At 31.6% G+C, this 21,565-nt stretch carries 29 protein-coding genes; 25 read left to right on the forward strand and 4 right to left on the reverse strand.

Annotation, left to right across the window (positions count from 1 at the left end):
- Positions 1-20 precede the first annotated feature (20 nt).
- The gene (locus tag QHG34_RS01505; RefSeq protein ID WP_282628335.1) at positions 21-1,568 is read right to left on the reverse strand and encodes a helix-turn-helix domain-containing protein; all 1,548 of its coding nucleotides are present in this window, start codon (positions 1,566-1,568) and stop codon (positions 21-23) included.
- A 145-nt stretch (positions 1,569-1,713) separates the two neighbouring features.
- Here QHG34_RS01505 and QHG34_RS01510 point away from each other — a divergent pair, with 145 nt between their 5' ends.
- The 24 genes from QHG34_RS01510 to QHG34_RS01625 all read left to right on the forward strand — a co-directional run bounded on the left by QHG34_RS01510 (position 1,714) and on the right by QHG34_RS01625 (position 19,622).
- Positions 1,714-2,307 (forward strand): hypothetical protein, encoded by a 594-nt coding sequence (locus tag QHG34_RS01510; RefSeq protein ID WP_282628336.1) that lies wholly within the window; start codon positions 1,714-1,716, stop codon positions 2,305-2,307.
- 123 nt (positions 2,308-2,430) lie between these two features.
- Positions 2,431-4,701 (forward strand): ATP-binding protein, encoded by a 2,271-nt coding sequence (locus QHG34_RS01515; RefSeq protein ID WP_282628337.1) that lies wholly within the window; start codon positions 2,431-2,433, stop codon positions 4,699-4,701.
- A 5-nt stretch (positions 4,702-4,706) separates the two neighbouring features.
- The gene (locus QHG34_RS01520) at positions 4,707-5,339 is read left to right on the forward strand and encodes a response regulator transcription factor (RefSeq protein ID WP_282628338.1); all 633 of its coding nucleotides are present in this window, start codon (positions 4,707-4,709) and stop codon (positions 5,337-5,339) included.
- A gap of 342 nt (positions 5,340-5,681) precedes the next feature.
- Positions 5,682-6,227, forward strand: a complete 546-nt coding sequence (locus tag QHG34_RS01525; RefSeq protein ID WP_282628339.1) for a hypothetical protein — start codon at positions 5,682-5,684, stop codon at positions 6,225-6,227.
- Positions 6,228-6,239: 12 nt separating this feature from the next.
- Positions 6,240-6,398 (forward strand): hypothetical protein, encoded by a 159-nt coding sequence (locus tag QHG34_RS01530; protein ID WP_282628340.1) that lies wholly within the window; start codon positions 6,240-6,242, stop codon positions 6,396-6,398.
- Between the two features lie 59 nt (positions 6,399-6,457).
- Entirely contained in the window at positions 6,458-8,971 is a 2,514-nt protein-coding gene (locus QHG34_RS01535) for a tetratricopeptide repeat protein (protein ID WP_282628341.1), read from the forward strand.
- An 11-nt stretch (positions 8,972-8,982) separates the two neighbouring features.
- Complete coding sequence (locus QHG34_RS01540) at positions 8,983-10,449, forward strand: hypothetical protein (protein WP_282628342.1); 1,467 nt, start codon at positions 8,983-8,985, stop codon at positions 10,447-10,449.
- Between the two features lie 2 nt (positions 10,450-10,451).
- Positions 10,452-10,781, forward strand: coding sequence for a hypothetical protein (locus QHG34_RS01545; protein ID WP_282628343.1), 330 nt, complete (start codon positions 10,452-10,454; stop codon positions 10,779-10,781).
- Entirely contained in the window at positions 10,762-11,655 is an 894-nt protein-coding gene (locus QHG34_RS01550) for an RHS repeat domain-containing protein (protein WP_282628344.1), read from the forward strand. Before QHG34_RS01545 ends, QHG34_RS01550 begins: the two co-directional genes overlap by 20 nt.
- A 5-nt stretch (positions 11,656-11,660) precedes the next feature.
- Complete coding sequence (locus QHG34_RS01555; RefSeq protein ID WP_282628346.1) at positions 11,661-12,047, forward strand: hypothetical protein; 387 nt, start codon at positions 11,661-11,663, stop codon at positions 12,045-12,047.
- Position 12,048: 1 nt separating this feature from the next.
- A complete protein-coding gene (locus QHG34_RS01560) occupies positions 12,049-12,363 on the forward strand; it encodes a hypothetical protein (protein WP_282628347.1) in 315 nt (104 codons plus the stop codon).
- Positions 12,360-13,472: an SMI1/KNR4 family protein gene (locus tag QHG34_RS01565; RefSeq protein WP_282628348.1), complete on the forward strand. Its 1,113-nt coding sequence runs from the start codon at positions 12,360-12,362 to the stop codon at positions 13,470-13,472. Before QHG34_RS01560 ends, QHG34_RS01565 begins: the two co-directional genes overlap by 4 nt.
- Before the next feature lie 2 nt (positions 13,473-13,474).
- Positions 13,475-13,816 (forward strand): hypothetical protein, encoded by a 342-nt coding sequence (locus tag QHG34_RS01570; protein ID WP_282628349.1) that lies wholly within the window; start codon positions 13,475-13,477, stop codon positions 13,814-13,816.
- A gap of 54 nt (positions 13,817-13,870) precedes the next feature.
- Positions 13,871-14,398 carry a hypothetical protein gene (locus tag QHG34_RS01575; protein WP_282628351.1) on the forward strand — a complete coding sequence of 176 codons (528 nt, stop codon included), beginning with the start codon at positions 13,871-13,873 and terminating at the stop codon, positions 14,396-14,398.
- Between the two features lie 2 nt (positions 14,399-14,400).
- The gene (locus QHG34_RS01580) at positions 14,401-14,892 is read left to right on the forward strand and encodes a hypothetical protein (RefSeq protein WP_282628352.1); all 492 of its coding nucleotides are present in this window, start codon (positions 14,401-14,403) and stop codon (positions 14,890-14,892) included.
- Between the two features lie 11 nt (positions 14,893-14,903).
- Positions 14,904-15,749, forward strand: coding sequence for a metallophosphoesterase (locus QHG34_RS01585; RefSeq protein ID WP_282628354.1), 846 nt, complete (start codon positions 14,904-14,906; stop codon positions 15,747-15,749).
- Positions 15,746-16,144 (forward strand): hypothetical protein, encoded by a 399-nt coding sequence (locus QHG34_RS01590; protein ID WP_282628355.1) that lies wholly within the window; start codon positions 15,746-15,748, stop codon positions 16,142-16,144. Before QHG34_RS01585 ends, QHG34_RS01590 begins: the two co-directional genes overlap by 4 nt.
- Before the next feature lie 232 nt (positions 16,145-16,376).
- Positions 16,377-16,679 carry a hypothetical protein gene (locus tag QHG34_RS01595; protein WP_282628356.1) on the forward strand — a complete coding sequence of 101 codons (303 nt, stop codon included), beginning with the start codon at positions 16,377-16,379 and terminating at the stop codon, positions 16,677-16,679.
- 46 nt (positions 16,680-16,725) lie between these two features.
- Positions 16,726-17,142, forward strand: a complete 417-nt coding sequence (locus QHG34_RS01600; RefSeq protein WP_282628357.1) for a hypothetical protein — start codon at positions 16,726-16,728, stop codon at positions 17,140-17,142.
- A gap of 3 nt (positions 17,143-17,145) precedes the next feature.
- Positions 17,146-17,586 carry a hypothetical protein gene (locus QHG34_RS01605; protein ID WP_282628358.1) on the forward strand — a complete coding sequence of 147 codons (441 nt, stop codon included), beginning with the start codon at positions 17,146-17,148 and terminating at the stop codon, positions 17,584-17,586.
- Between the two features lie 4 nt (positions 17,587-17,590).
- Positions 17,591-18,061 (forward strand): SMI1/KNR4 family protein, encoded by a 471-nt coding sequence (locus QHG34_RS01610; RefSeq protein ID WP_282628360.1) that lies wholly within the window; start codon positions 17,591-17,593, stop codon positions 18,059-18,061.
- A complete protein-coding gene (locus QHG34_RS01615) occupies positions 18,054-18,374 on the forward strand; it encodes a hypothetical protein (RefSeq protein ID WP_282628361.1) in 321 nt (106 codons plus the stop codon). Before QHG34_RS01610 ends, QHG34_RS01615 begins: the two co-directional genes overlap by 8 nt.
- A gap of 11 nt (positions 18,375-18,385) precedes the next feature.
- A complete protein-coding gene (locus QHG34_RS01620; RefSeq protein ID WP_282628362.1) occupies positions 18,386-18,856 on the forward strand; it encodes an SMI1/KNR4 family protein in 471 nt (156 codons plus the stop codon).
- Between the two features lie 4 nt (positions 18,857-18,860).
- Positions 18,861-19,622: a hypothetical protein gene (locus QHG34_RS01625; protein ID WP_282628363.1), complete on the forward strand. Its 762-nt coding sequence runs from the start codon at positions 18,861-18,863 to the stop codon at positions 19,620-19,622.
- A gap of 15 nt (positions 19,623-19,637) precedes the next feature.
- Here QHG34_RS01625 and QHG34_RS01630 read toward each other — a convergent pair whose 3' ends face one another.
- The 3 genes from QHG34_RS01630 to QHG34_RS01640 are packed head-to-tail and all read right to left on the reverse strand — an operon-like array spanning position 19,638 to position 20,874.
- Positions 19,638-19,895, reverse strand: a complete 258-nt coding sequence (locus QHG34_RS01630; protein ID WP_282628364.1) for a DUF7710 domain-containing protein — start codon at positions 19,893-19,895, stop codon at positions 19,638-19,640.
- Between the two features lie 2 nt (positions 19,896-19,897).
- Positions 19,898-20,404, reverse strand: coding sequence for a hypothetical protein (locus tag QHG34_RS01635; RefSeq protein ID WP_282628366.1), 507 nt, complete (start codon positions 20,402-20,404; stop codon positions 19,898-19,900).
- A complete protein-coding gene (locus tag QHG34_RS01640; RefSeq protein WP_282628368.1) occupies positions 20,401-20,874 on the reverse strand; it encodes a hypothetical protein in 474 nt (157 codons plus the stop codon). The genes QHG34_RS01635 and QHG34_RS01640 overlap by 4 nt, the downstream gene beginning before the upstream one ends.
- Positions 20,875-20,981: 107 nt before the next feature.
- Here QHG34_RS01640 and QHG34_RS01645 point away from each other — a divergent pair, with 107 nt between their 5' ends.
- Positions 20,982-21,563 (forward strand): hypothetical protein, encoded by a 582-nt coding sequence (locus tag QHG34_RS01645; protein ID WP_282628369.1) that lies wholly within the window; start codon positions 20,982-20,984, stop codon positions 21,561-21,563.
- The last annotated feature ends 2 nt before the right edge of the window (positions 21,564-21,565 follow it).

Here is a 21,565-nt window from a genome sequence, read left to right on the forward strand (position 1 = left end):
CAATTTTATTAAAAAAACAACTAATTTTTCTTTTGATTTTCTAACAAGAATTGAATGTATTGAGAAGGAGATATATTTTTAATAGACTTAAAAATACTTGCAAATTGACTATGTGAATTGAACCCACACATGTCAGATAAAACTGCTATTTTATATTGTAATAAAGCAGGGTTATCGTGTAACTCTTTTACGATATAGTTTATCCTTTTTGCATTAATATAATTATAAAAATCAGAATCTCTATGCTCTTTCAAAATATAAGTCAGATACTTCGTATTCGTTTTTAACATAACGGCCATTTGAGCTGCTGAAATTCCTTTTGTATTAAATAATTTCTTTTGTTCAAAAACACGTAAATTCTTCAAAATATCTTGCTCAGTTTTATCATTCTTGATCAATTTTTCTGAAGAATTTAATTCCTCTTTAATTACTTTTTCTACGATTGGATTTTCTAGTTCATCAATAATTTTTAAAAAACTAGCTTTTAGTTTCCTATTGCGTCGATAATAATAAATAATGCACAACACTAGGACTACAACAATAACAATTGAAACAATCAAGTAAGTCTTTTTATTATTTTGTATTATTTCTAATTCTTGTTTACTTTTTATTGTCTCTTTTTCAGTAATTCTTTTTGTAGCCTTAATCTCTTTCTCTGTTAAAAGATCTAAAGCTTCATACAATTTCAGTTTTTCTTCAGCAGTATCTATATTTGCATTCAGTCGTTCTTCCAAAATTACTTTCTGAATACTATTGGACTTCACTTTTACACTTAAACTATACGCATCATCAAAAGCTTTTTTCGCATGATCAAGTTCTTTAGAATGCACATAAAACAACGCTTTATCTAACAAATAAAACTCATACATAAAAATGTTGTCGCGTTGTTTCATTCTAGACAAAATAGAATCTGCTTCAATCATTGCTTTTTTAGACGCATCAATATTTCCACATTTATAATTATCATATACAATCTGAATAATAATTGCAAAATTAAAAGCATCTCCTACCTCTCCTTTACTCAATCTATCCTTAAAAATGTTATAGAATTTACCTCTAGTTTCAGCAGATTTACAATAATTTTTATCAATGTCATACATTCTTGACCTTACAAATAATAAATTTGCCTCACGATCTTTTTCAGAAATCTTTTTACTTTCTTTTACAAATAAGTTCCAATTAGAATCAGACTCGTTTACCAAACCTGCTTGACGATAAGCAACTATAATAGTTCCTAAAATTCTTAAATACAATTGAGTAGAATCTGTTTTCTTAATATGATAAATTGATTTTTCTAAAAAATCTACGCTTTTAGCATAATTAGAGTTACTTATTTGATCTTCTGCAAGAATATTATAGGACAATGATTTTTCGTAGTCTGTTTGAGCATATACTAACATTTTCTTACCTATGATATTGGTTTTACTCATATCTAAAATATAAACATTCAAAGCAGAATCAAATTTCTCTTTTTTGATTGGATCTATTTTAGTTTGTGCATATGTAAAAACAAGATTATTTAGGAGAATAGTGAATAAAAATAATGACCTTCTATTAATAAAAGACATAATAATGGTTTAAGGTTAATATATACGTAAAAGTACTTGGTTTTTTCATTTTTCAAAATCTTTACAAGACTAAATTCAATATTTATAGTGATTTTTTAATAATAGATTTCTACTAATTTAGCTATAATAAATATTGGAAAAAAATATGAAAACAATAATCCTTATAAGTTTATTTAATTTACTTGTTAGTTTTGTACAAGCGCAAGAATACTCTACAGATAATATTGTAATTAAACAAGGACATCAAACCTTTAATATATATGATGAAACGCAAACTATTAAGTTGAATGCAGCTGAATTTAGTATTGAATATTTGAATAAACCTTATCAAGAAAAGAAAAATCTTTTCTATGCTGCTCAAGCTATCGTAACAGATAATAAATTAGATTATGATTTGCAGGATGGAACTATAATAGAGAGTATTCCAGGATTTGAAGCTGGTAGTGGTTTTGCTGCAAAAAAAAATGGAATAGTTTATTATCCATTTCTATCATCAGACGGACATCAATATTTATACTACTCATCCAATAAAGATAAAAGAGTAGAAAAATCAGGAACATCAGCGTCTTGGGATGTTTATAAATGGACTTTAAAAGGCGTTTATCAATACGATGTTGAAATGGATTGGAATATCTACGATAATACAGAAATAAATATACTACTGATAATTGATAGAAATTTAGATGGTGTTCTTCAGAAAGGAGAATATTTTAACATTCATATTAATTTTACGAAATAACTTATATCAAAACCTCTAACTTAAATTTATCTAGCAAACTAAAGCAATCTTCGGATTGTTTTAGTTTCTTTCATTCTACAAAAGACATTATATTCGCTAAAATAAAAAAACCAACTTCAGAATATGTTAAAAAATAATTACGCTTTAAAAATTCTCTTTTTTAAACTTATTGTCATTATCGTATGTATGATAAGTGGAATTACAAATGCGCAAGAAGTTTTAACAAATTTCGAGAAGCAATATAACAACACAAAAGCAAATTCTACCGAACGTTACGAACTTGCAGGTAAATACGCACAAGCTCTGTTTTTTAACAACCAAAAAGACAAAGCTTTCTCTATTCTAAAACAAAATATTGCAACAGCCGAAAATCTAAAAGACGGAAAACATGCAGCATACTTGTATTCTATTTCTGCAATGAATAAGAGAATTGAAGATAATATTACTGCATCGAAACTAGATTTACAAAAAGCAATTTATTATAGCGAAAGAACAACAGATAATTCGACTAAAGGTTATGTAAAATATTCAGAAGGTTGGTTAAACCTAAGAAATAATGAAGATGCTAAAGCTGTCAAAAATTTTATTGAAGCTCTAAAATTTTATGATAAAGCATCTCCTACTCCTGTTGTTCTTACAAGGATGACTTCTGTATACAACCAATTAACAGGAATTTATTCGAGATGGGATGAATATGAATTACAAGAGAAATATAGTAAACTAGCTTTGGATGTTGCCTTAAAACAAGATAATCCGAATTTAATTTTTGCATCGTACATGTCAATTGGTTATTTATATGAGCAAAAGTTTATGCAAAATAATACTAATACATCTGTACGAGATCTAGCTGAAAAATATTATAGCAACGCAATTGACACGTATTATAAAAATAAAAAGGAGATGATAACTCCTACAGACTTGTCTTTTGTAGCAATAAATTTAGCTAATTTATATCTCAACTTTTACCCAAAAAACTATCAAGAAAAAGTCACAAAATACGCAGAATTAGCAAAAGAAATTGCCTTACAAACAAATCAATCAGATCACGTTGCAGCGGCAAATGGTATTTTAGCAGAATTAGCAATACAGAAAAATGATATTCATACAGCCAAAAATTATTTACTTAACTCGCTTATAAAAGTTAATGAGAATGCTATTCCTGATAAAAACATACTACAATCGCTTTATCTTAGTTTATCTGAAATTGAAGTCAAAGAGGGAAATTTTAAAGAAGCATTACGTTATCATAAATTGTACACATCAATGTATAAAGAAATATATGATAATGAACAGGCCCAAATTAGTAAACGATTAGAAGCTCAGTTTAATAAAGAACGTCAACAACAGCAATTAATTCGTATGCAATTAGAGACTGAAAAAAAAGAACAACAAATACAATTAATGCATTCTTTGGGAATACAACAAAAGCAAGAATTAGAAAATACTAAACTGAGTGAAGAGTTTCAACGTAAACAATTAAGATTAACGAGATTAGAATCTGATAAACGAACTCAAGAGTTAACAATTTCTGAGCAGAATTTAAAATTATCAAAACTTGAAAATAAAAATAGGAAAGATGAATTAGTCAATTATATTTCTGAACTTAATTTTAAAAATAAACTAAACAAATACTACATCTTTTCAATTATCTTTTTTATCGCATTACTTGGTTTATTACTTTATGCTCTGAAACAACGTAACAAACATCTAAAACAACGTGAAGAACTATATAAATTAGAAATAGAACAAGAACGTCAAAATTCTAAAATTTCTACTTTAACTGCACTTCTTGATGGACAAGAGCAAGAACGTGCTCGTCTTGCACGCGATTTACATGATGGTTTAGGAGGATTACTTTCTGGAACTAAAATTCAGTTAACTCATCTTAACGATAAGATTGATGATCATTCTAAAAAAGATATGGCAAAATCTATACATCAATTGGACGGAGCGGTTGATGAATTACGCCGTGTGGCACATAATTTAATGCCAGATTTACTTATAAAATATGGATTAGAAGAAGCTTTGAAAGAATATGCAATAAGAATGTCAAATGATCATTTAGATATTGATGTTCAATTTTTAAGCTACACAAAATCGCTTGACAAGGAAAATCAATTATTAGTTTATCGTATCATTCAAGAATTAGTGAATAATGCTATCAAACATGCTCAAGCAGAACAAATTATCATTCAGTTTGTAGAAGATGAAAACAATTATACAGTAACCGTAGAAGATGATGGGAAAGGTTTTGATATGAATAATACAAAACTTACGCAATCAGCAGGTTTACACAATATACAATCACGAGTTCAATTCTTAAAAGGAAACTTAAATATACATTCAGAAATCGATTTAGGAACAAGTATCGAATTCCAATTCCCAAAAATATAATTTATATGATAAAAATAGCTATTACAGACGATCATCCTTTATTATTAGAAGGTTTACGTAATATTTTGAGCAATCAACCAAATATTCAAGTTGTTGACTGTTATTCTTCTGCAAATCAATTACAAGAAGCTTTAAAAACAACAGAAATTGACATTCTTTTGTTAGACATCAATTTATCGGATACCAATAGTATTGAATTGATTAAACCTTTCAAGAAAAAATATCCTGATATGCATATCATTATGCTAAGTGTACACAACGAGTATGCTGTTATTAATAGCTGTTTAGAAGAAGGTGCTTCTGGTTATATTCAGAAAAACGCTTCTGTTGATGAGATTTTAGAAGGAATTAATTCAATTTTTGATGGCAAAAAATTTCTTTGCTCTCAAACCAAAAGTGTAATGAATAAAAAGGAAAAAGATGGTTTGAATATTATTCCTAAACTTACTCGACGCGAAAAAGAAGTTTTGATAGAAGCTGCACAAGGATTAACAACACAACAAATTGCAGACAAACTATTTATAAGCACACACACCGTTGATAGCCACCGTAAAAATTTGATTGAGAAATTTAAAACATCAAACCTTAGTTCTGCTATTACATCTGCTATTGAATATGGGTTAATTACAAAACCGTAAAATATCACTATTTATAGGTATTTTATAATCGCTAAAATAACCTCAACTTTGAAAAAGTAAAACAACCAACTAATATCTCAATAAGATTACTAACCAATTCTTATTACCTTAACTACATTACTTTTAAAAAAATCGCTTAGTTCTCTACTTAAGCGATTTTTTTTTCTACACAAATTAGCTAATTCTAGGGATTTTACACATCAAAAATATTCAGGACATTTGAACTATAATTGATTCATAAAACTAATCATTAAGAAAAATGAATCTTTACTAACCTACCTATTTTAAGAATCGCTCAACTTTATTTATAATAAGAGCGATTCTATTTTTAAAACAGTGATAATGAAAATAATTGTACTAACCATACTTCCAATGCTTCTTTTAAGCTGTAATCCATACAAAAAAAACCAGGATCTTATTTCCATTGACAAAAATTGGGAAATAGAAGGTTTGAAATTAAACCAATCTTCAATCAATGATTTTGAAAAATTTAGTCAAATACATGACCTAACATTTGTGAAAGATTCTATCCAAAACGATTATCCTATAAATGACACTTTAGAGTATTGTGGAAATGATTACAATCTATATAATATTACCTACAAATTTTCTAATAAAGAGTTAGGATTAAATTTATACATAGAGAAGAATACATACTTCGATTCAAGTTCTTTCATTAAATATGAAATTTCAAAATTGAATAAAGTCAATTTTAAAAACAACTTTTCACCTATAATCTCAAAATCTCAATTAAATAAAATATTCAAATACAATGCAGACTCTAGTTACTATTATACTGAGCTCAACCAAAAAAACGTTTCTCTTAAAGTAAGTACTCTTGATAAAGACACCTACGAAATCAAATCTTTGAGAGTTTATCACAAATAATATTATTAAACAATGAAACAACAACTGACACCCATCTTGATTCCTGTCATTGCAAATTATGTTTTGAGTCCAATTGTGATTTATGGAGAAAATTTCACGTCATCAATTTTGAAACGAAAGACGAAGAATTTGGTAGAATTACACTGCAAAACACGATATCCCCGAAAATAGCGATTATTTCAGACACAAGTAATCGCTATTTTAGTATTCTGATATTTTAAAAAAAACAAATGGCACATCGTATTTATATCTACAATATTCAAAACGAAACAGGTGAAAGCTATCCGCATTATTTAGGCGAATGGAATTACGAATTGCCGGCTCTGCTTTTACCTCTTTTTGGGGCAAACATTCGTAGCAAAGGCACGCAATTGTATGCAGATAAAATGCAAGGCATATCCAACTTGAGACGTTTCTATGATTTGTTGGGTACCAACTATCAATTAACCTACAAAAAAGCGTTCACAGAGCCTGTAAATCAGATGTTTGATTTTTTAGAAGATTTACCTTACGATACCTTTCAAATTAATGGCACGGATGTTTTTAACATGAACGAGGAACGACATACGCAGCAAGCCAAAGATTGGGTGATTCAAATCAAAGAGCAAGCGCTTCTATATGAGAAAGCTATAAAAGAATTATCCTTAGATCCGTTGAATGAATTGGTAAAAATGTCGGGTTATACCTCGTTTTTAGACATTTTACAAACCGATTGGATACATTATGGTCTTGGTTATTGGAACGATGATGCTTACAAACATGGTTATGCCGAAGTTTTTATTGAAAATGAATTAGAAGGATTGCAAGATGCTAAAGGTAAAATCCTAGCTCCAGCTATTTACCAAGAGATTTTTGATTTTGTAGCGGACGTTGCTGTTATGAAGAAAGAGGATCAATTTGGGTACATCAATACCAAAGGAATTGAAATTGTCCCTCCTATTTACGACGACGCAAACGAAATCTTTGACATTTTTAATCACACGCATGAAGACGATTATACAGTAACACAAGCCGCATTTGTAAGCAAAGATGGAAAACAAGGTTTGCTTCATGTGAAAGAAAATAAAATATTAATTCCTCTGGAATACGATGAATTGGAATGGATTGGTAGAAAACATTTCAATGCCAAAAAAGAGGATTTGTATTATTTGGTTAATCTGGATCATGAAAACATTGGAGATTTAAAAAGCGAATATCCGTTTGAATTTGACTATTCTAATTTATTTTTCACCAAAATAAAAGCTTCTTCTAAAAGAAAATATTACAACATGAAGGGCGTTTTCATAGGAGAATTTGTTGAAGATGTGTTGGAAGCCTTACCCAATGGATATTATTACGCAAAACCCAATAAATGGCAAAAGAAAATTGTTGTTCTCAACGCTAAGGCTGAACTAATCGAATCAGAGATCGATCAAATTATCACATTGTCAAATTATCAATCTTTTGCTTTTCTTAAAAACGGCGAGTGGTTTATTTATGACACTGCACAACATAAAAAATTAATAGAAGATATTTCGATTTCAAAAGTATCTATTGATTATTTGCCAAATTATTTCAAGAATCTTTATGTACTTGTGACAGCAAACGGAACTGGACTTTTTGATGCTGCGCATGAAAAATGGTTTATTGAACCAAACCCAATTTATAGCAAAATAGAACATCTTGATCAATATTTTTTGCGTGTTCAGTTGAAAAATAGCATGTTGTTTTGGAATGGAGAAACCAATCAATTAAGTGAAAATTACACATACATTTCGGAACCTATCGATCGCGAAAACCAACAATTATTGCTGTATCAAAACGATGAATTGTGGACACTTGATCAACATAATGAAATCCTAAAAATAACGGCTGAAGAAATGGGTTATCAATACAACCATCGCCACAATTTAAGAGGAAATGATTTGCAGGCTTTCACAAAATTTTATTCAACTTGGAAAGAAAATCAGGGTGCGGCATATTATCAGTATTTTGATGATCAGAGTTTGTATGAACTTTCGATGGAGCTGATTCGGCAAGATAATACTGCTGAAGCAATCAAAGTATTGGAATTAGGCGCTGAGCGTTTGCATCCGCAAATGATGACCGAGTTGGGAATTATCTATGCAAATGAGGAAAATGAAACCTATTACAACATTAATAAAGCGAATGAACTCTATCAAAAAGCCGCAAAATTAGGAGATAGAAATGCGTGGAATAATATAGGATATCATTTGCAAAATGGTTATGGATTTGACCAAAATACAGAAAAAGCAATAGAAGCTTACACCAAAGCAGGTGAATTGAAAAACGGTTTGGGCTGGACCAATTTAGGTGATCTGTATTATTTTGGAGAATTGGTAGAGCAAGATTATGATACGGCATTAATGTATTATTTGAAAGCAGAGAAAAATTATTCGTTCAACCATGATAAAATAACGTATATCTATTTCAACAAAGACGAATACAAGAAGGTTTTAAGTTTGATAAAAAAAGATTATGACGAAGCATATTCGCCTATTTACTATGCCATTATGTATGAAGAAGGTTTAGGCGGACTGAAAATAAACATCAAAAAAGCAATCGCTTATTATGAAAAAGCAATGCTCATTAACCATTATCCTCATGCTGTAAAACAATTGTTGTTTCATTATCGAAAGGATTCAGAATTTCATAACCAAGAAAAATTCATGGAATGGCTAAATCATGCCGAAGAAAATGAAATCGAAATTGATCGAGAACTTTTAGGCTTGCCAAAACTTTAGAAAACAACTTCATGAAGAATTACATCTTAATATCATTACTAAACTTGTTTGCAATGACAGCTTGTGCACAACAAAATCGAGAAGCAAAGATAAATCCCGCTGCTGTGAATTGGATTCCGTATCACACTGCGATTAATGATTATGTGTATGTGGACAAAAACATGAAACAGCAATTAGACGCTGCATTTGTAAAAGCGGACAAATTTACGCAAACTGGCTATGCAATTGTAGAAAATAGTGATCGACAAAATGCCGTCATTGATTCTCATGGTAAAATTGTGGTTGATTACACCAATGAATCCATTAGTCTGAATACAGTTAAGGATTTGACATTGATCAAAAAGGAACTCGAATATGATAAAAAAGTGCCTTTTTGGAAATGGGAATGGAACATTATGGCTAGCGGGATCAAGACGACACAAACTTACCGAAAAACGGAAATCCGGGTTTTAGAAACCAATCAATTGTTGCTTTCAAAAGATGTTCCCTATAATGAGGGATATTTCGACATCCGTTATAATGACTTGGACGAAAATCACATTTTGATGAATGACAATTTGTATGAATTCAAAAATAAGAAATTCAAAAAAGTAAAATCCGATATTTATTTGGCTTTAGACAAAGGGCGATACATTCCGAGTAGTTCGGATAAATTTAGTATTTACGACATCAAAAGCAAAAAAGCAATTTTAGCTGATTTAACTGGAACGGATAAAATTGAATTGATCTTAAATCAACAAGCATTTGTCTTAGATTCCATTAATCAAGATCGTTATGCGCCCGATGTTCCAAAGCTTTTACAAAATCCGAAAACAAAGGAAATTTATGTTTATCCCGAATACGACAAAGCTTTTCCAAAGGAAATAAAAAATGCTTCAGCCGCACAACTTACTTTCTTAAAAGACGTTTCGTTGGTTTATTCGGTCAACAATTCGCCTTATTTTATATTGGGAAAATTCAATTACGATCATGAAGTTTGGGCGTATGATTGGCTTTACGTAGATCAAAACGGCAATTTATTGGATAAAATCAATGTCAAAGATTTCTTTATTCTGGATCGCGTTGGTAATTTAGTTTGGCCAGACAAGCACATGATTATGCCTAAAGATGAAATGGCAAAATACAATAAAATTGACAAAATATCTTATGTTTACGACACTGAAAATCTGTACATTATCAGTTTATGCGACAAACAAAATTGTAACAAAACAGGAATTTGGAATATCCAAACCAATCGTTGGGAGATAGAACCAAACTATAACTACATCTACTCCTTAGACGCCAAAAACAACGTGTTTTCATTGCAAAAGGAAAAAGATGGGGATTATATTTTGTTCGACAATAAAACGAAACAACAAATCGGTGACAAATCCTATAATTCTATCTACAACAATGGCACAGTGTACATAAAACAACCAAACAATGAAGGCTTGTACTTCTATATCGATATTTACACAGGCAAAGAATATAAAGATTAGTGATGAGAAATAGTTTTAGAAAAATAATCGTAAACGAGATCGGTTTTCATTGGATGTTTCATAATATCATCAAAATAAGACCTGATCATCAGCGTCAAAATAAATTAGACATTGATATTGGTTATTATGATTCTTGGCTGTATATGAATGATAAAGAAAACGAACCAGCTGATTATGAACCCCAAGTGATTACGCCCGCTTTTATCCGAAAATGCATTGAAGAAGCCATAAATTTGGGTTGGAATACTGACGCAAAAAGTGGCTTATTCAAGCTAAAATACCGCAACAAAACGTTTATAAAAGACAACAATCATGAAACTGATAAAATATAGTAAAGAAATTGATCAAAAAACGGGAAAAATTCTTTCTGAAAACAAATATCAATTATTCAAAAAAGAGGACGAAGTTGCTAATCAAATCATTTACAGAAAAGATGAAAATGGCGTCGAAACTTTTAATGAATATGATGAAAAAGGAAACCTTATTCACGAAAAAATGACGAATGGTTTTGAAGCTCTTCATGATTTTGATGAAAACGGAAACCGCATTCATTTCAAACGAAACAATGCTTATGAAGAATGGGCAACTTACGATAATCAACGCAATATTATTGAACGAAAATCTATCCAAGAAGAGATTGAATCTATTTCAAAATTTGCCTACAATCAACAAAATAAAGTGATTTATGAAGATTCGCCTTATCAAACTATTTCGCTCGAATATAATGAAAATGGAGATGTCATTTATTTCAAAAATTTTGACAAAACTGAAGAAGATATCGAAGAAAAATGGTTTACCTATAATGAAAATGCGAAGCTAATTGAAACCAAAAATACGGGTGGAGATTCGCAACATTACGAATACGATGAGCGCGGTAATTTGCTCAAATATTGGACTTCCTACGGTTCGTTAGATGAATATCAGTACGATGAAAACGACAATGAAATCTACTACAAATCGGAAAGCAATGAATGGGAAGAATGGAAAACTTACGATAGTAAAAATCAAATCATTCATATTAAAAACAACTATAACGAAGAAACTTGGTTTGAATACGATGCGGCTGGAAATCAAACTTTAGTAAAGAATAACAAAGGTGATTTTATGATTCAGAAGTTCAATGAAAACAACGACATCATCTATCTCGAAAATAATCAAGGAAAGAAAATCACTTGGGAATATGAATATTTTGAAGAAAATGAATAGATAAAATGGAACGCGAAGACAATATTTTATTCATAAATCCTGAAAATCCAAAAGAGCAAACCATCTTTAATTTTCGGACTTGGTGTACAATTATCGAGGCCATTATTGTAAATTATGCCCACAAGACAACCGAGGAAGCGAAGGAGATTTTAGAGAAGTCGCATCTGTATAAATGCTTAGTGAAAGACATAGAAAATAAGGATTATGAAGGTCTTTTCTTTTACCAACATGAATTGGAATATCATTGGGCAATGCTTCTCGCGCACGGAGAATTGTATTGGCACCGTGGCATTAGCGAAATTGAACCCGAAGGATTTCGAGATTGGGAAAAGCAATATATCAAAGACCACCAATTAGCAGAAAACTGTTATATAGACCTTGAATTGGAATAAAATGAATAGAAAAAAATTAACTAAAAAAATCGAAACTGATCTTCTGAATTTTATTCAAAAAGTACACGATGTTGAAGGTGTGGATCAGCAATTATTAAATGAAATCCTCGCCGATTTTGCTCAACTTACTGTTATTTTAAAAAAAGAGGATTCTATTCCAAAAGAAATAGCTATGATACTAGTAGATATGGTTTCTGTTTTATTTAATGATGCCAACTATTATCCCGAAGATTACCGCAGCGAAATATATCTTTCAGCTGATCAATTATCAACGGCGGCTTATGAATTATGTTCTAATGAAAACCAACAAACATGAAACTTCCTCAACATTGGCACACATTTATTGAAGCATTTCAAGATACATTTGACACCGAAATTGTCTATGATGTTGTGCGTGTTTTTCAAGATCAAGAAGCGATTGAAGAGCGTTACACGACTTACGAATTTGAAGAATATTTACCCAATTATATCCCAATCGCAGATGATTCTGGTGGACAAGTTGCTGTGATTTCTACAAATAAAAATGACACCAAAGTCTATTTAACTTCTTATGGAACCTTGATCGAGGCTGATTTAAAAATACTAGATCGCAATTTATCGCACTGGATGGATAGAAAATTTCCGTTTAACAATGTGGATAATGATGAGATTCAACAATCAGATGAGCAACTCCATTTTTTTCATGAGGAAAACAAAAAAATACAGTCGAAAATCTACCAATTTCCTACTTTAATCGAATTTCTAAAAAGCAACTTGGTAATTGAAGACTTGTGTTTACCAGAAAATTATCCAACTCTAGAAAATGTTTTTGATTTTCAAGATGGTTATGCCTACAATTCGGTAAACAACACGTTTTTGTATGGTCAAAAAGAGGGTGATTTTAAAGAAAGTTGGCTTGTTATTGCGACCAATTATTTCGCTGATCCTTTTTTTATTGACTTCAATGAAGCTTCTCAAAATTTCCCAGTATATTTTGCATATCATGGAGCTGGAAAATGGACTCCGAGAAAAATTGCTGATTCTATTGACGCTTTTCATCAAAAAATAAAAGCGATTTATCAGCATCGCTTCAATAAAGAAGAGTTACTAAAACTTCTTGAAATTGACGGAAACTCAACGAACGAATTTTGGAATGAAGTGCTAGAAAGTTGTCATAATCTTACTGAAATTGATGAAAACAACTTAGCTCAAAAATATGAGCAAAGCGACTGGCGTGAAGCCGAATTGTACATTACAGATATTGGTCCAAATAAAATGAAAATCGTTTCCATACTTAAAGAAAAATTTAATTTATCAGGAACAGAAGCCTTGCAATTGAGCAAACAAGACCGTATTTTGTACCATAAAGGCACTTATAGATGGATGGAAAATAGTGTTCAACAATTAGAAAAACTTGGTGCAACTGTGGAAATTATAATGATTTAATGATGGATAATCTTAGCTTTAACTACCACGATGCCATTTTAGAAACTATTCAATTTCAACAAAATAAGTTGGAGTTAACAATTTCATTGTACAATATTCTCTATCCTAATCGACCAAAAGTAAAGTTGGTTTTAGAAAATATATCTAATAGCATTACTTGCGAAAAATGGATTTCCGAACTTACGGAATCCTACCACGAAGACGGTGAAGACAATTTAGGCGCAAGAATCAATAATATTTATCTTGATGAAAATAACAATCATCAAATGCTCATTGCTGTTGATTCTATTAAAACGGTGAAGCTAAAATTTAGCCAACTAACCGAAATTATCACTGAAAATTAGCTGAAAATAGCGATTATTTAGAGCAATTAGAAGAAGTAATTTTATAAAAAAAATATGAAATTACTTTATATGGCCTTTTTGCTAAGTCTTTTGAGTTGTGTTGGGCGGAAAAACATACAGACAAAACCTATCCTTGCGGCACCGGCGCACGTAAGCGTAAAAAATGCAGAAACTGGAAGGATTGGTTACCGATCGACTTACGTTCCTATCACCCCCTCGTTAAAACCGCAGATCATTATGATTAGTAGAATCGATAACGAACTTACTTTGAAGTTGCAAGGAAAGATAGGTTCTGGTGGACTTTCTCGTAGAAAAGTTAAAGGCGTCCGATTGGAACAAGGCGACCTATATGGAAACGATATCACGCTAAAATATATTGTCGAAATAGAACGTGTTACAGGCAAGGAAAATGCCAATGTGCAAGGCTACAACTATACGACAAAGGTTGTTTGCAAAGTGCCCGAAGGCGCGCAACTGATTAATGTAGAATTATATGAAGAAAGACCTCCACAAGCACCAAATACCAAACCTCAATTAAAATTAATGACAAGCGAACTGTTTGATTTTTTCCCAATACTCTGAACATGAAAACAATTACATTATTACTAAATATACTATTGATGGGTTGTGTGCAACAACGACCACAGGAAGAAATCACAATTTCGGAGGTTGTCGATTCCAGCGCTTTGCAATATTTCCCAAAAGCTTCTTTGGAAGCGGTAGAACCGAAAATTACAATCCTAAACAAATCAGCGAATAAAGTCGATTTCAAAATTCAAGGCAATATTGTCTCAAACGGATTGTCCATCAATAAAGTCAAAAAAATCCGTACTGAACAAGAGGTTGTCAATAATCAGCTGAACTTAAAAGTAATTGTAGAAGTGGTTTATATTTCTGGTAAAGAAGGTTCGGGAATAGAAGGCTACAACTACGAGCAACAAAGAGAAATCGAGATTCCGAAAAACATCAAATCTTTAAAAATTGATTTAATCGAAGATCGTTTGTCTTCCAGAGGAACTTTGTCCGCAACTGAAAAAACAAAACGAATCGCCACCGAAAGTCTAAACCTTGATTAAAACACAAAACAATGAAAATTGCACTTTTCGCTGACATTCATGGTAAAATATTATTGCCTTTTACGCTGGTAGATCTTTACCAAAAACAGACTGGTCACAAGATAGATTTCATCTTGCAATGCGGCGATATGGGCGCTTATCCAAAACTCGAAAACTTGGATAAAGCAACCTTAAAACACGCAAAAGCTGATCGTGACGAATTGGGTTTTTATGATGATTTCACAAAGCCAAATCCAGAAATCAAGACTTTTTTAGAGGAGCTGAATTTGGATATGATTTGTGTTCGCGGTAATCACGAAGATCATGAGTTTTTGAATGCGATCGAACAAAATAATTCTTTGGAGAATCGCTTTCCTATTGATGTTTACAACCGAGTTTTTGTTTGCAAATCAGGAAAAAAACAGCTGCTCCAAAAAGATAACGAAACGCTTTCTTTTGTAGGGATTGGGCGTATTGGCGATCGCAAAAACCGTTCTGAACAGCGTTTTATCCAAGATTATGAAAAAAAGGAAATTAAGAAACTGATTAAGTCAAACGAACAATTTGATGTTTTAATTACACACGACAAAGATGATGGAAGTCAACGTGGATACGGTATGACTGAGATCCGAAACGTGTTAGATGAATTGATTTTTCAGTATCATTTTTATGGTCACACAGGCGAAGCTTTTCATCAAGAATTGGATGTCAACGGCATCACGAAATCTGTCAAAATCAAAGAATTAGAATTCAATACGGGAGGCGTTTTGGAGTACGGATCTATGCTTATTTTAACCAAAGTTGATGATGAAATTTCATTGGAAATTGTTTCGCAAGAAATCACCAATCAACTCACAAAATTCAATTGGAAATTATGAACGTATTTTTCAAAAAATATATTATTCCATTTTTTGTGACGAGTATTGTTTTTATTTTGACTTTACTTAAAACAGAGGCTGCAGATCAAGTGGATTGGGCGCCAAAATTATACGGTCATTTTTTTCCAATTATGCAAGACGGTGCAACAAGTCTAAGCATACAAGTCGATTTTTGGAAATTTAGTTTAGACTTTGCTATATTTTATGCTGTCTTTTTGGCTATTTTTTTTTGGCTAAAACCACGTATAACCAAAGTTGGAACAATTATATTATCAATGATATTTGTCTTGGTGACGACATTTTTTACAATCGTGATTTCAACAGAATTAAGTGTCACCAAAATTTCTAATAGAATGGATTTTTCGAAAGTACAATCCATGTGGATCAATCTTTAAAACACGACCATTATGCTATCATCCGCAAACTTAAACTTAGAAGGCGCTTTAATTTATATCGCATTGATGCTATTTTTTGGAGCAGGAATTTTATATACCCTCATTGTGTTTATTGTCAACAGTGTACAAAAGAAACCCAAAAGCGGCTCGTATTACCTTATTTCATTTTTTGTAAGTGGATTTTTGGTACTTTTAATCAGCGCTTTAATATTAATCAGTTTGCTTCCCTAGAATGAAAAACGCAGAATATTCAACAAATAGACCACCAGAATATATCGATGGTGCAAAGGTTATCAAATGGGCTTGGTCAGGACAATTTCCTTTTGGATTTGTTGAAAATATAGCGCATACAGAAGCAGAACAGATATTTGGACTTGCGATATGTCAATACGAAAAAAGCAAATCAATCAATCGTTTTAGTTGCGATGCTGAATGGGAAACTATTCAAGATGCTCCGTACGACACGATTAACGATTCAATAAACTACTTACCAGGTCAATACAAGAACCAAGACATTATTTGGAACGATAAATAAACGTATTATCAAGATAAATTCAAAGTACAACTATTAATCCTAAGCAATGACAAAACTAGAAGATATTTATGATGAAGAATCACAAGAAAAAGCAACTCTTATTTATGCTTTGGTCGCATTAAAAATGACGAAGAAGGTTTATCATAAATTACCTGAAAACATTCAGGAAATTGTAGATGATGCAACGACTTATTGGACGAATAATGGAGATTTTGAGATTTCCGAAGAACAAATGGACGTGCATGCAACTTACGTTTCCAAATTACGAGGAAGTTCAAAAAAAGGATATGACATCAACAATAATTTGGAAATCAAAACAGTTCAATTATGCCTGAATACAAGCATCAATCGAGATTTTGATTACCATGTGGATTGGATGTACGAAGTTGGAAGCAGAATTGGTTTTAAGAAACAAAAATTGGATCAATTAATTGACGAAACCATCGATGAAGTAAATAGTTAGTAGATGGAAATAGATTATAAATTGGAAAATGCGGGTTGGGCAATTGTCAAAATCAGCAACGGATACAAAGAAGTCGTTTTATCGCCTTCTTATTTGCACGATTCGCTTAAAAATCTTGCCGAATCTGCATTGCAACTGAAAACTAAAAATGAGAAAACTGTCGTTTTTATGGATGAACCTGGCGAACATTGGTTGGTATTAAAAAAAGCGGATGAAAATACCATTGATTATGAAGTAAGATGGTACGAACATTGGGCGAGTAAAAACTTGGTTGCTGAAGACGACTATAAAATAGTCCTAACAGGAACAACTACATTACCCAAATACATCAACCAAGTCAGAAAAAACTTGATTGATATTTACGAAGAATTTGGTCCCGAATTATACAAAGAAAAATGGATCATGCACGATTTTCCGATGTGTGAATATAAACTTTTGAAATAAATAAATGATGAAACTACAAATACAACAGCTTGAGGAAAAAATAGGTAATACGTTACCAAGCTCCTATAAAAATATTTTAGAATCATTTGAAAATATTTTACTGATAGAATTAGCAAATGAGGAGGAAGTGGATTTTCACTCTGTTCAAAATCTACTTCAACCTTATGATAAACTTCACAAAAGTTATCAAATGTTGACCATTTTAATGGAAGATTATTTTGCGAGAAAAAACACCACACAACTCTATTGTCGCGATACAGAAAATGAAATAGACGGTAATACGCTAACGGAAAATCTTTATTTCGGACAAATGGGTGATGATTCTGCCTTATTTTTCAATCTTAAAGATATGTCGATTTGGGAATTTTGGCAAGATGATAGTTCCGTTGGAAAAATCGCAAATACATTTGAGGAATTCATCAGCGATTTCACCATTATCAAAAAGGATGATTGGGACAAATTTTTGAATGAATAATAGTTTTAAAATGGAAGTAATCATTAATAACGACAGTTACAAAGAACTAATTGTTCCAAAAACCTACAAATTACTTTCTGAATATTTCCAGATGGATGTACAATCTGCTGGTGGAGCATATGAATTAAAATTACTTCACGAGTTTCAACAAAGCGGACGCGATTATCAAGAAATTGGAGTTGGAAATGCTTTCGATTTAACATTCAGAAAAGGTACAGTAAGCATTGAAAATGTTTTTACAAATGAAATACTTCGAGATATTCCCATCGCATTTTATGAAAAATGTTTAATTGAATGGATCAATAAAAAATAAATCTTTAGAAAATGGACATCAAACACTTCAAAAAACTCATTAAAAAAGTAGAAAAACTGGATGAAGAACCTGAATTTTATGGAAAAGTTGCTCTTCAAGATATCGAAAAAGTAGCGCAGGCATTAAACCTAAAATTTGATGACCAAATCACCACTTATTTACAAGAATTTGGTGGTGGTGGCATTCCAGATATCTTAAACACCAACGGAATTATCCCCGAAAATCCCCTTTCGGACAATATTTACACATTATTTGGAGCGACAATATATGCACGAAAAGAATTTGGCTTACCCGAAAACTTCCTTGTAATTGATGCCGATTTTCCAGAGAAATCTTGGATTTTAGCTTGTGAAAATTCTACGGAAAACAGCGTGTTTGCGTACGATTGCGATAATCAAACAATAGAAAAACAACTGTACAACTCGTTTCAAGAATATGTATTCGCAGAATGGGAACTTTTTATCGAAGAAAACGAAGATTAAATTTATGAACAACTTAATAAAACTATTTCCAGCATACGAAGATGTATTTTACGATGATATCGAAAATCACAAAAAATACTTTTTACCAATTTGCTCTTTCAATCTCCAACTGATTGATCCAAGCAAAGACAAATGGCTGCATATTGTTTCTGTAAAGGAGATTTTTGATGGATGTGTAGGCGAAGACAAACCCGAATATTATACCGAATTTACCAAAGCCGATATGTTTGGATTTGATGTGATTGACGGAAAATATAAGTTTGATGCCGATTGGAACTTCTTTTCCACTCAAACTCAAATTACGCCAGAGGATTACGGAAATACCTATTCTGAATTGGAAATTGAATACAATATGAACGATGCGATGTATCAATTGAAAAAGGCTTATTTCCAAAAGCATGGCAAACTATACGACAAAGATGCCTATAGACCTGGTCTTGAGGTTTCGGATATTCGTCGATTAGAACGTTTACGAAAATTAACTGTCGAGGATTTGGAAAAAGATGAATTATCCGATTATTTCGCAGAACGATTGGCGCAAAAGATTCATGGTATTTTTGAGGAATTGAATACCGAATCGCTTCCTTTGGAAGATTGTAAATTTGGTGGTGAAAATTTAATTGAAAAACCCTATCATCAAGCTAAACTATTGCCTTACATCGCTTCTATGGAAGGTTATGACTATCAATTGCATGCCGCAGATCAAGTGTTTTTGTTCTATGATGAAACTATTCAAAAAGCAGTAATTTGTTTGGAATATACTTAATATCAATCACCATCTTCAAAAATGCCAATGTTGCTGATAAGCTGAACTAAATCTGGAGATAAAATTGGCCGATTGATCAGCTTCAGATTTTGGTTTGAAGTAGTGGTTGTCAACCGCCCAATCGTAAACGGGCGTATCCAAAGGATAAGCCGTCAACGTACCTGAAAGTCGATGTTGCTTAATCCATTGCTCTGCATTTTCATAGCTTGAAAAAACGGCTGAAGGAAATGAAGAATTGTGTCCATTAAAAACATAAATTAACGTATTTTCCATAGTTATTTTTTTATAAATTGAGTTTCACCATCATGATGATGAAACAAATACCAAGACTGCGAAAAATCAAAAACTAAGATATCATCCGAAGTTGCGAAAATATCCGAAGTATATTTTAATAGCATTTTCCAAGTCATCAACATGGGATGTGAATTGTAATTGGGCAAAACCAAAACCCAATTCGAAAAAACAATTCCGCATTGGCACAAGCATTTTCTATATACTTGAAAGTCAGAATCTAACGAATAGTTCTCTTCGTTTTTAAAATTATGATTCTTAAATGCTCGCCACAATTTTGAATCTAAAATATTAAGATCATCTACATATTGATAAATAAACTCCTTTGCTTTTTGGCTCAAAAACAAAAGTTGTTCGCGATGATGCGTCGGAATTTTTTCCAAATCATTTTCATCACCTAACAATGTCCAAAAAGGTTTATCGTCAATGGGAATTGAACTACTATTTTCTTTAAAAAACGCTAATGTAAACATATCTCCTACTGCATTCAACCAAAATATTTTTCTAAATACTCAGGTTGATAACGTATATTTTGCAAACCCACACATTCAAACTCGTCATGTTCTGAGGTTCTTTTCACACCCAAATACTTAAGTGCCAGATTAATTGTTTTAATGGTTGAATCCATATTTACATCACCTTTAAAAACGCTTGCCGATTGAAACCCTTGTCCGCCATGATAATCTGTGGCAATTAAAGCAAACTCGGGAGCGTCACAAGAAGTTATATTTTGCAAAAGAGTTAAAATAACCTTTTCGTTTGGTTGTAGTAGATCATCTATTTTATTTATTTCTAAATAACCTTGCACGTTCAACTTTTCTTGCCAAAACTCCGTATAATACAAATCAATATGAAACAATGTCAACTCGTCTATCAACCTTACGGCAAATAAATCAAATTCTTTGGCAACATTATCATTATATTTCCCTTTCAATACTATCGCCGTAATGTGATGTCCCATAAAAATTGAATTTTATCAAAAATAACGCATTCATTTTAAACACAAATGGCTAAAATCAGTGATTTTTAAAATGTAATTTAAAACTAAATTTGATTAAAAATAAATGCATGAAAGAACATGAATTTCTAAACTTACCAATTCCAGAACTTGAACAATACAGCTTAATCGTTCCAATAAAGGATTTAGAAATCTGGAAAAAAGAGGGCTGGAAAACCTATCAAGAAATTGGTTTGCCTGCTGGCGACGAAGAAGCTTATATGCTTTATGGTGAGTTTGATAAAGAAACGCATACTTTGATGTTTAATAAACCCGAATCTATTTCCGAAGTTGATCCGACAAGATTGATTGGTCGAAAAATCACGGCTATCAAAAAACATGTTGGCACCTATGGAATGGGCGGTCCGGGTTATTTTGGTATTTTGTTGGATGATGAAGAATATTTGGTTTATACGGTTTGGGCAGCCGATCGATACGTTCATTTTGATGATGAAAATGAGCTTATTGGCGCTTCAATCTCTGATTTTAATATGGATAAACATTCGTTAATAATTCATTTGAAAAATGAAAAAGTCATTCAATATGATTTCAAAATTGATTATGTTTTTGATGAAGATTCTGAAGAAGAAAAACCAGATGACATTGCAAAATACCTTTATTTCAAAACAAAAGAGTCCAATTTTATCGTTTAAAA

The sequence above is a fragment of the Empedobacter sedimenti genome, from assembly GCF_030005555.1.
Classification (GTDB): Bacteria; Bacteroidota; Bacteroidia; order Flavobacteriales; family Weeksellaceae; genus Empedobacter; species Empedobacter sedimenti.

What these genes read in the sequence shown, in the direction of transcription:
- QHG34_RS01505 (WP_282628335.1), bottom strand. Translation starts at nt 1,568, where the DNA reads ATGTCTTTTATTAATAGAAGGTCATTATTTTTATTCACTATTCTCCTA.
- QHG34_RS01510 (WP_282628336.1), top strand. Translation starts at nt 1,714, where the DNA reads ATGAAAACAATAATCCTTATAAGTTTATTTAATTTACTTGTTAGTTTT.
- QHG34_RS01515 (WP_282628337.1), top strand. Translation starts at nt 2,431, where the DNA reads ATGTTAAAAAATAATTACGCTTTAAAAATTCTCTTTTTTAAACTTATT.
- QHG34_RS01520 (WP_282628338.1), top strand. Translation starts at nt 4,707, where the DNA reads ATGATAAAAATAGCTATTACAGACGATCATCCTTTATTATTAGAAGGT.
- QHG34_RS01525 (WP_282628339.1), top strand. Translation starts at nt 5,682, where the DNA reads ATGAAAATAATTGTACTAACCATACTTCCAATGCTTCTTTTAAGCTGT.
- QHG34_RS01530 (WP_282628340.1), top strand. Translation starts at nt 6,240, where the DNA reads ATGAAACAACAACTGACACCCATCTTGATTCCTGTCATTGCAAATTAT.
- QHG34_RS01535 (WP_282628341.1), top strand. Translation starts at nt 6,458, where the DNA reads ATGGCACATCGTATTTATATCTACAATATTCAAAACGAAACAGGTGAA.
- QHG34_RS01540 (WP_282628342.1), top strand. Translation starts at nt 8,983, where the DNA reads ATGAAGAATTACATCTTAATATCATTACTAAACTTGTTTGCAATGACA.
- QHG34_RS01545 (WP_282628343.1), top strand. Translation starts at nt 10,452, where the DNA reads ATGAGAAATAGTTTTAGAAAAATAATCGTAAACGAGATCGGTTTTCAT.
- QHG34_RS01550 (WP_282628344.1), top strand. Translation starts at nt 10,762, where the DNA reads ATGAAACTGATAAAATATAGTAAAGAAATTGATCAAAAAACGGGAAAA.
- QHG34_RS01555 (WP_282628346.1), top strand. Translation starts at nt 11,661, where the DNA reads ATGGAACGCGAAGACAATATTTTATTCATAAATCCTGAAAATCCAAAA.
- QHG34_RS01560 (WP_282628347.1), top strand. Translation starts at nt 12,049, where the DNA reads ATGAATAGAAAAAAATTAACTAAAAAAATCGAAACTGATCTTCTGAAT.
- QHG34_RS01565 (WP_282628348.1), top strand. Translation starts at nt 12,360, where the DNA reads ATGAAACTTCCTCAACATTGGCACACATTTATTGAAGCATTTCAAGAT.
- QHG34_RS01570 (WP_282628349.1), top strand. Translation starts at nt 13,475, where the DNA reads ATGGATAATCTTAGCTTTAACTACCACGATGCCATTTTAGAAACTATT.
- QHG34_RS01575 (WP_282628351.1), top strand. Translation starts at nt 13,871, where the DNA reads ATGAAATTACTTTATATGGCCTTTTTGCTAAGTCTTTTGAGTTGTGTT.
- QHG34_RS01580 (WP_282628352.1), top strand. Translation starts at nt 14,401, where the DNA reads ATGAAAACAATTACATTATTACTAAATATACTATTGATGGGTTGTGTG.
- QHG34_RS01585 (WP_282628354.1), top strand. Translation starts at nt 14,904, where the DNA reads ATGAAAATTGCACTTTTCGCTGACATTCATGGTAAAATATTATTGCCT.
- QHG34_RS01590 (WP_282628355.1), top strand. Translation starts at nt 15,746, where the DNA reads ATGAACGTATTTTTCAAAAAATATATTATTCCATTTTTTGTGACGAGT.
- QHG34_RS01595 (WP_282628356.1), top strand. Translation starts at nt 16,377, where the DNA reads ATGAAAAACGCAGAATATTCAACAAATAGACCACCAGAATATATCGAT.
- QHG34_RS01600 (WP_282628357.1), top strand. Translation starts at nt 16,726, where the DNA reads ATGACAAAACTAGAAGATATTTATGATGAAGAATCACAAGAAAAAGCA.
- QHG34_RS01605 (WP_282628358.1), top strand. Translation starts at nt 17,146, where the DNA reads ATGGAAATAGATTATAAATTGGAAAATGCGGGTTGGGCAATTGTCAAA.
- QHG34_RS01610 (WP_282628360.1), top strand. Translation starts at nt 17,591, where the DNA reads ATGATGAAACTACAAATACAACAGCTTGAGGAAAAAATAGGTAATACG.
- QHG34_RS01615 (WP_282628361.1), top strand. Translation starts at nt 18,054, where the DNA reads ATGAATAATAGTTTTAAAATGGAAGTAATCATTAATAACGACAGTTAC.
- QHG34_RS01620 (WP_282628362.1), top strand. Translation starts at nt 18,386, where the DNA reads ATGGACATCAAACACTTCAAAAAACTCATTAAAAAAGTAGAAAAACTG.
- QHG34_RS01625 (WP_282628363.1), top strand. Translation starts at nt 18,861, where the DNA reads ATGAACAACTTAATAAAACTATTTCCAGCATACGAAGATGTATTTTAC.
- QHG34_RS01630 (WP_282628364.1), bottom strand. Translation starts at nt 19,895, where the DNA reads ATGGAAAATACGTTAATTTATGTTTTTAATGGACACAATTCTTCATTT.
- QHG34_RS01640 (WP_282628368.1), bottom strand. Translation starts at nt 20,874, where the DNA reads ATGGGACATCACATTACGGCGATAGTATTGAAAGGGAAATATAATGAT.
- QHG34_RS01645 (WP_282628369.1), top strand. Translation starts at nt 20,982, where the DNA reads ATGAAAGAACATGAATTTCTAAACTTACCAATTCCAGAACTTGAACAA.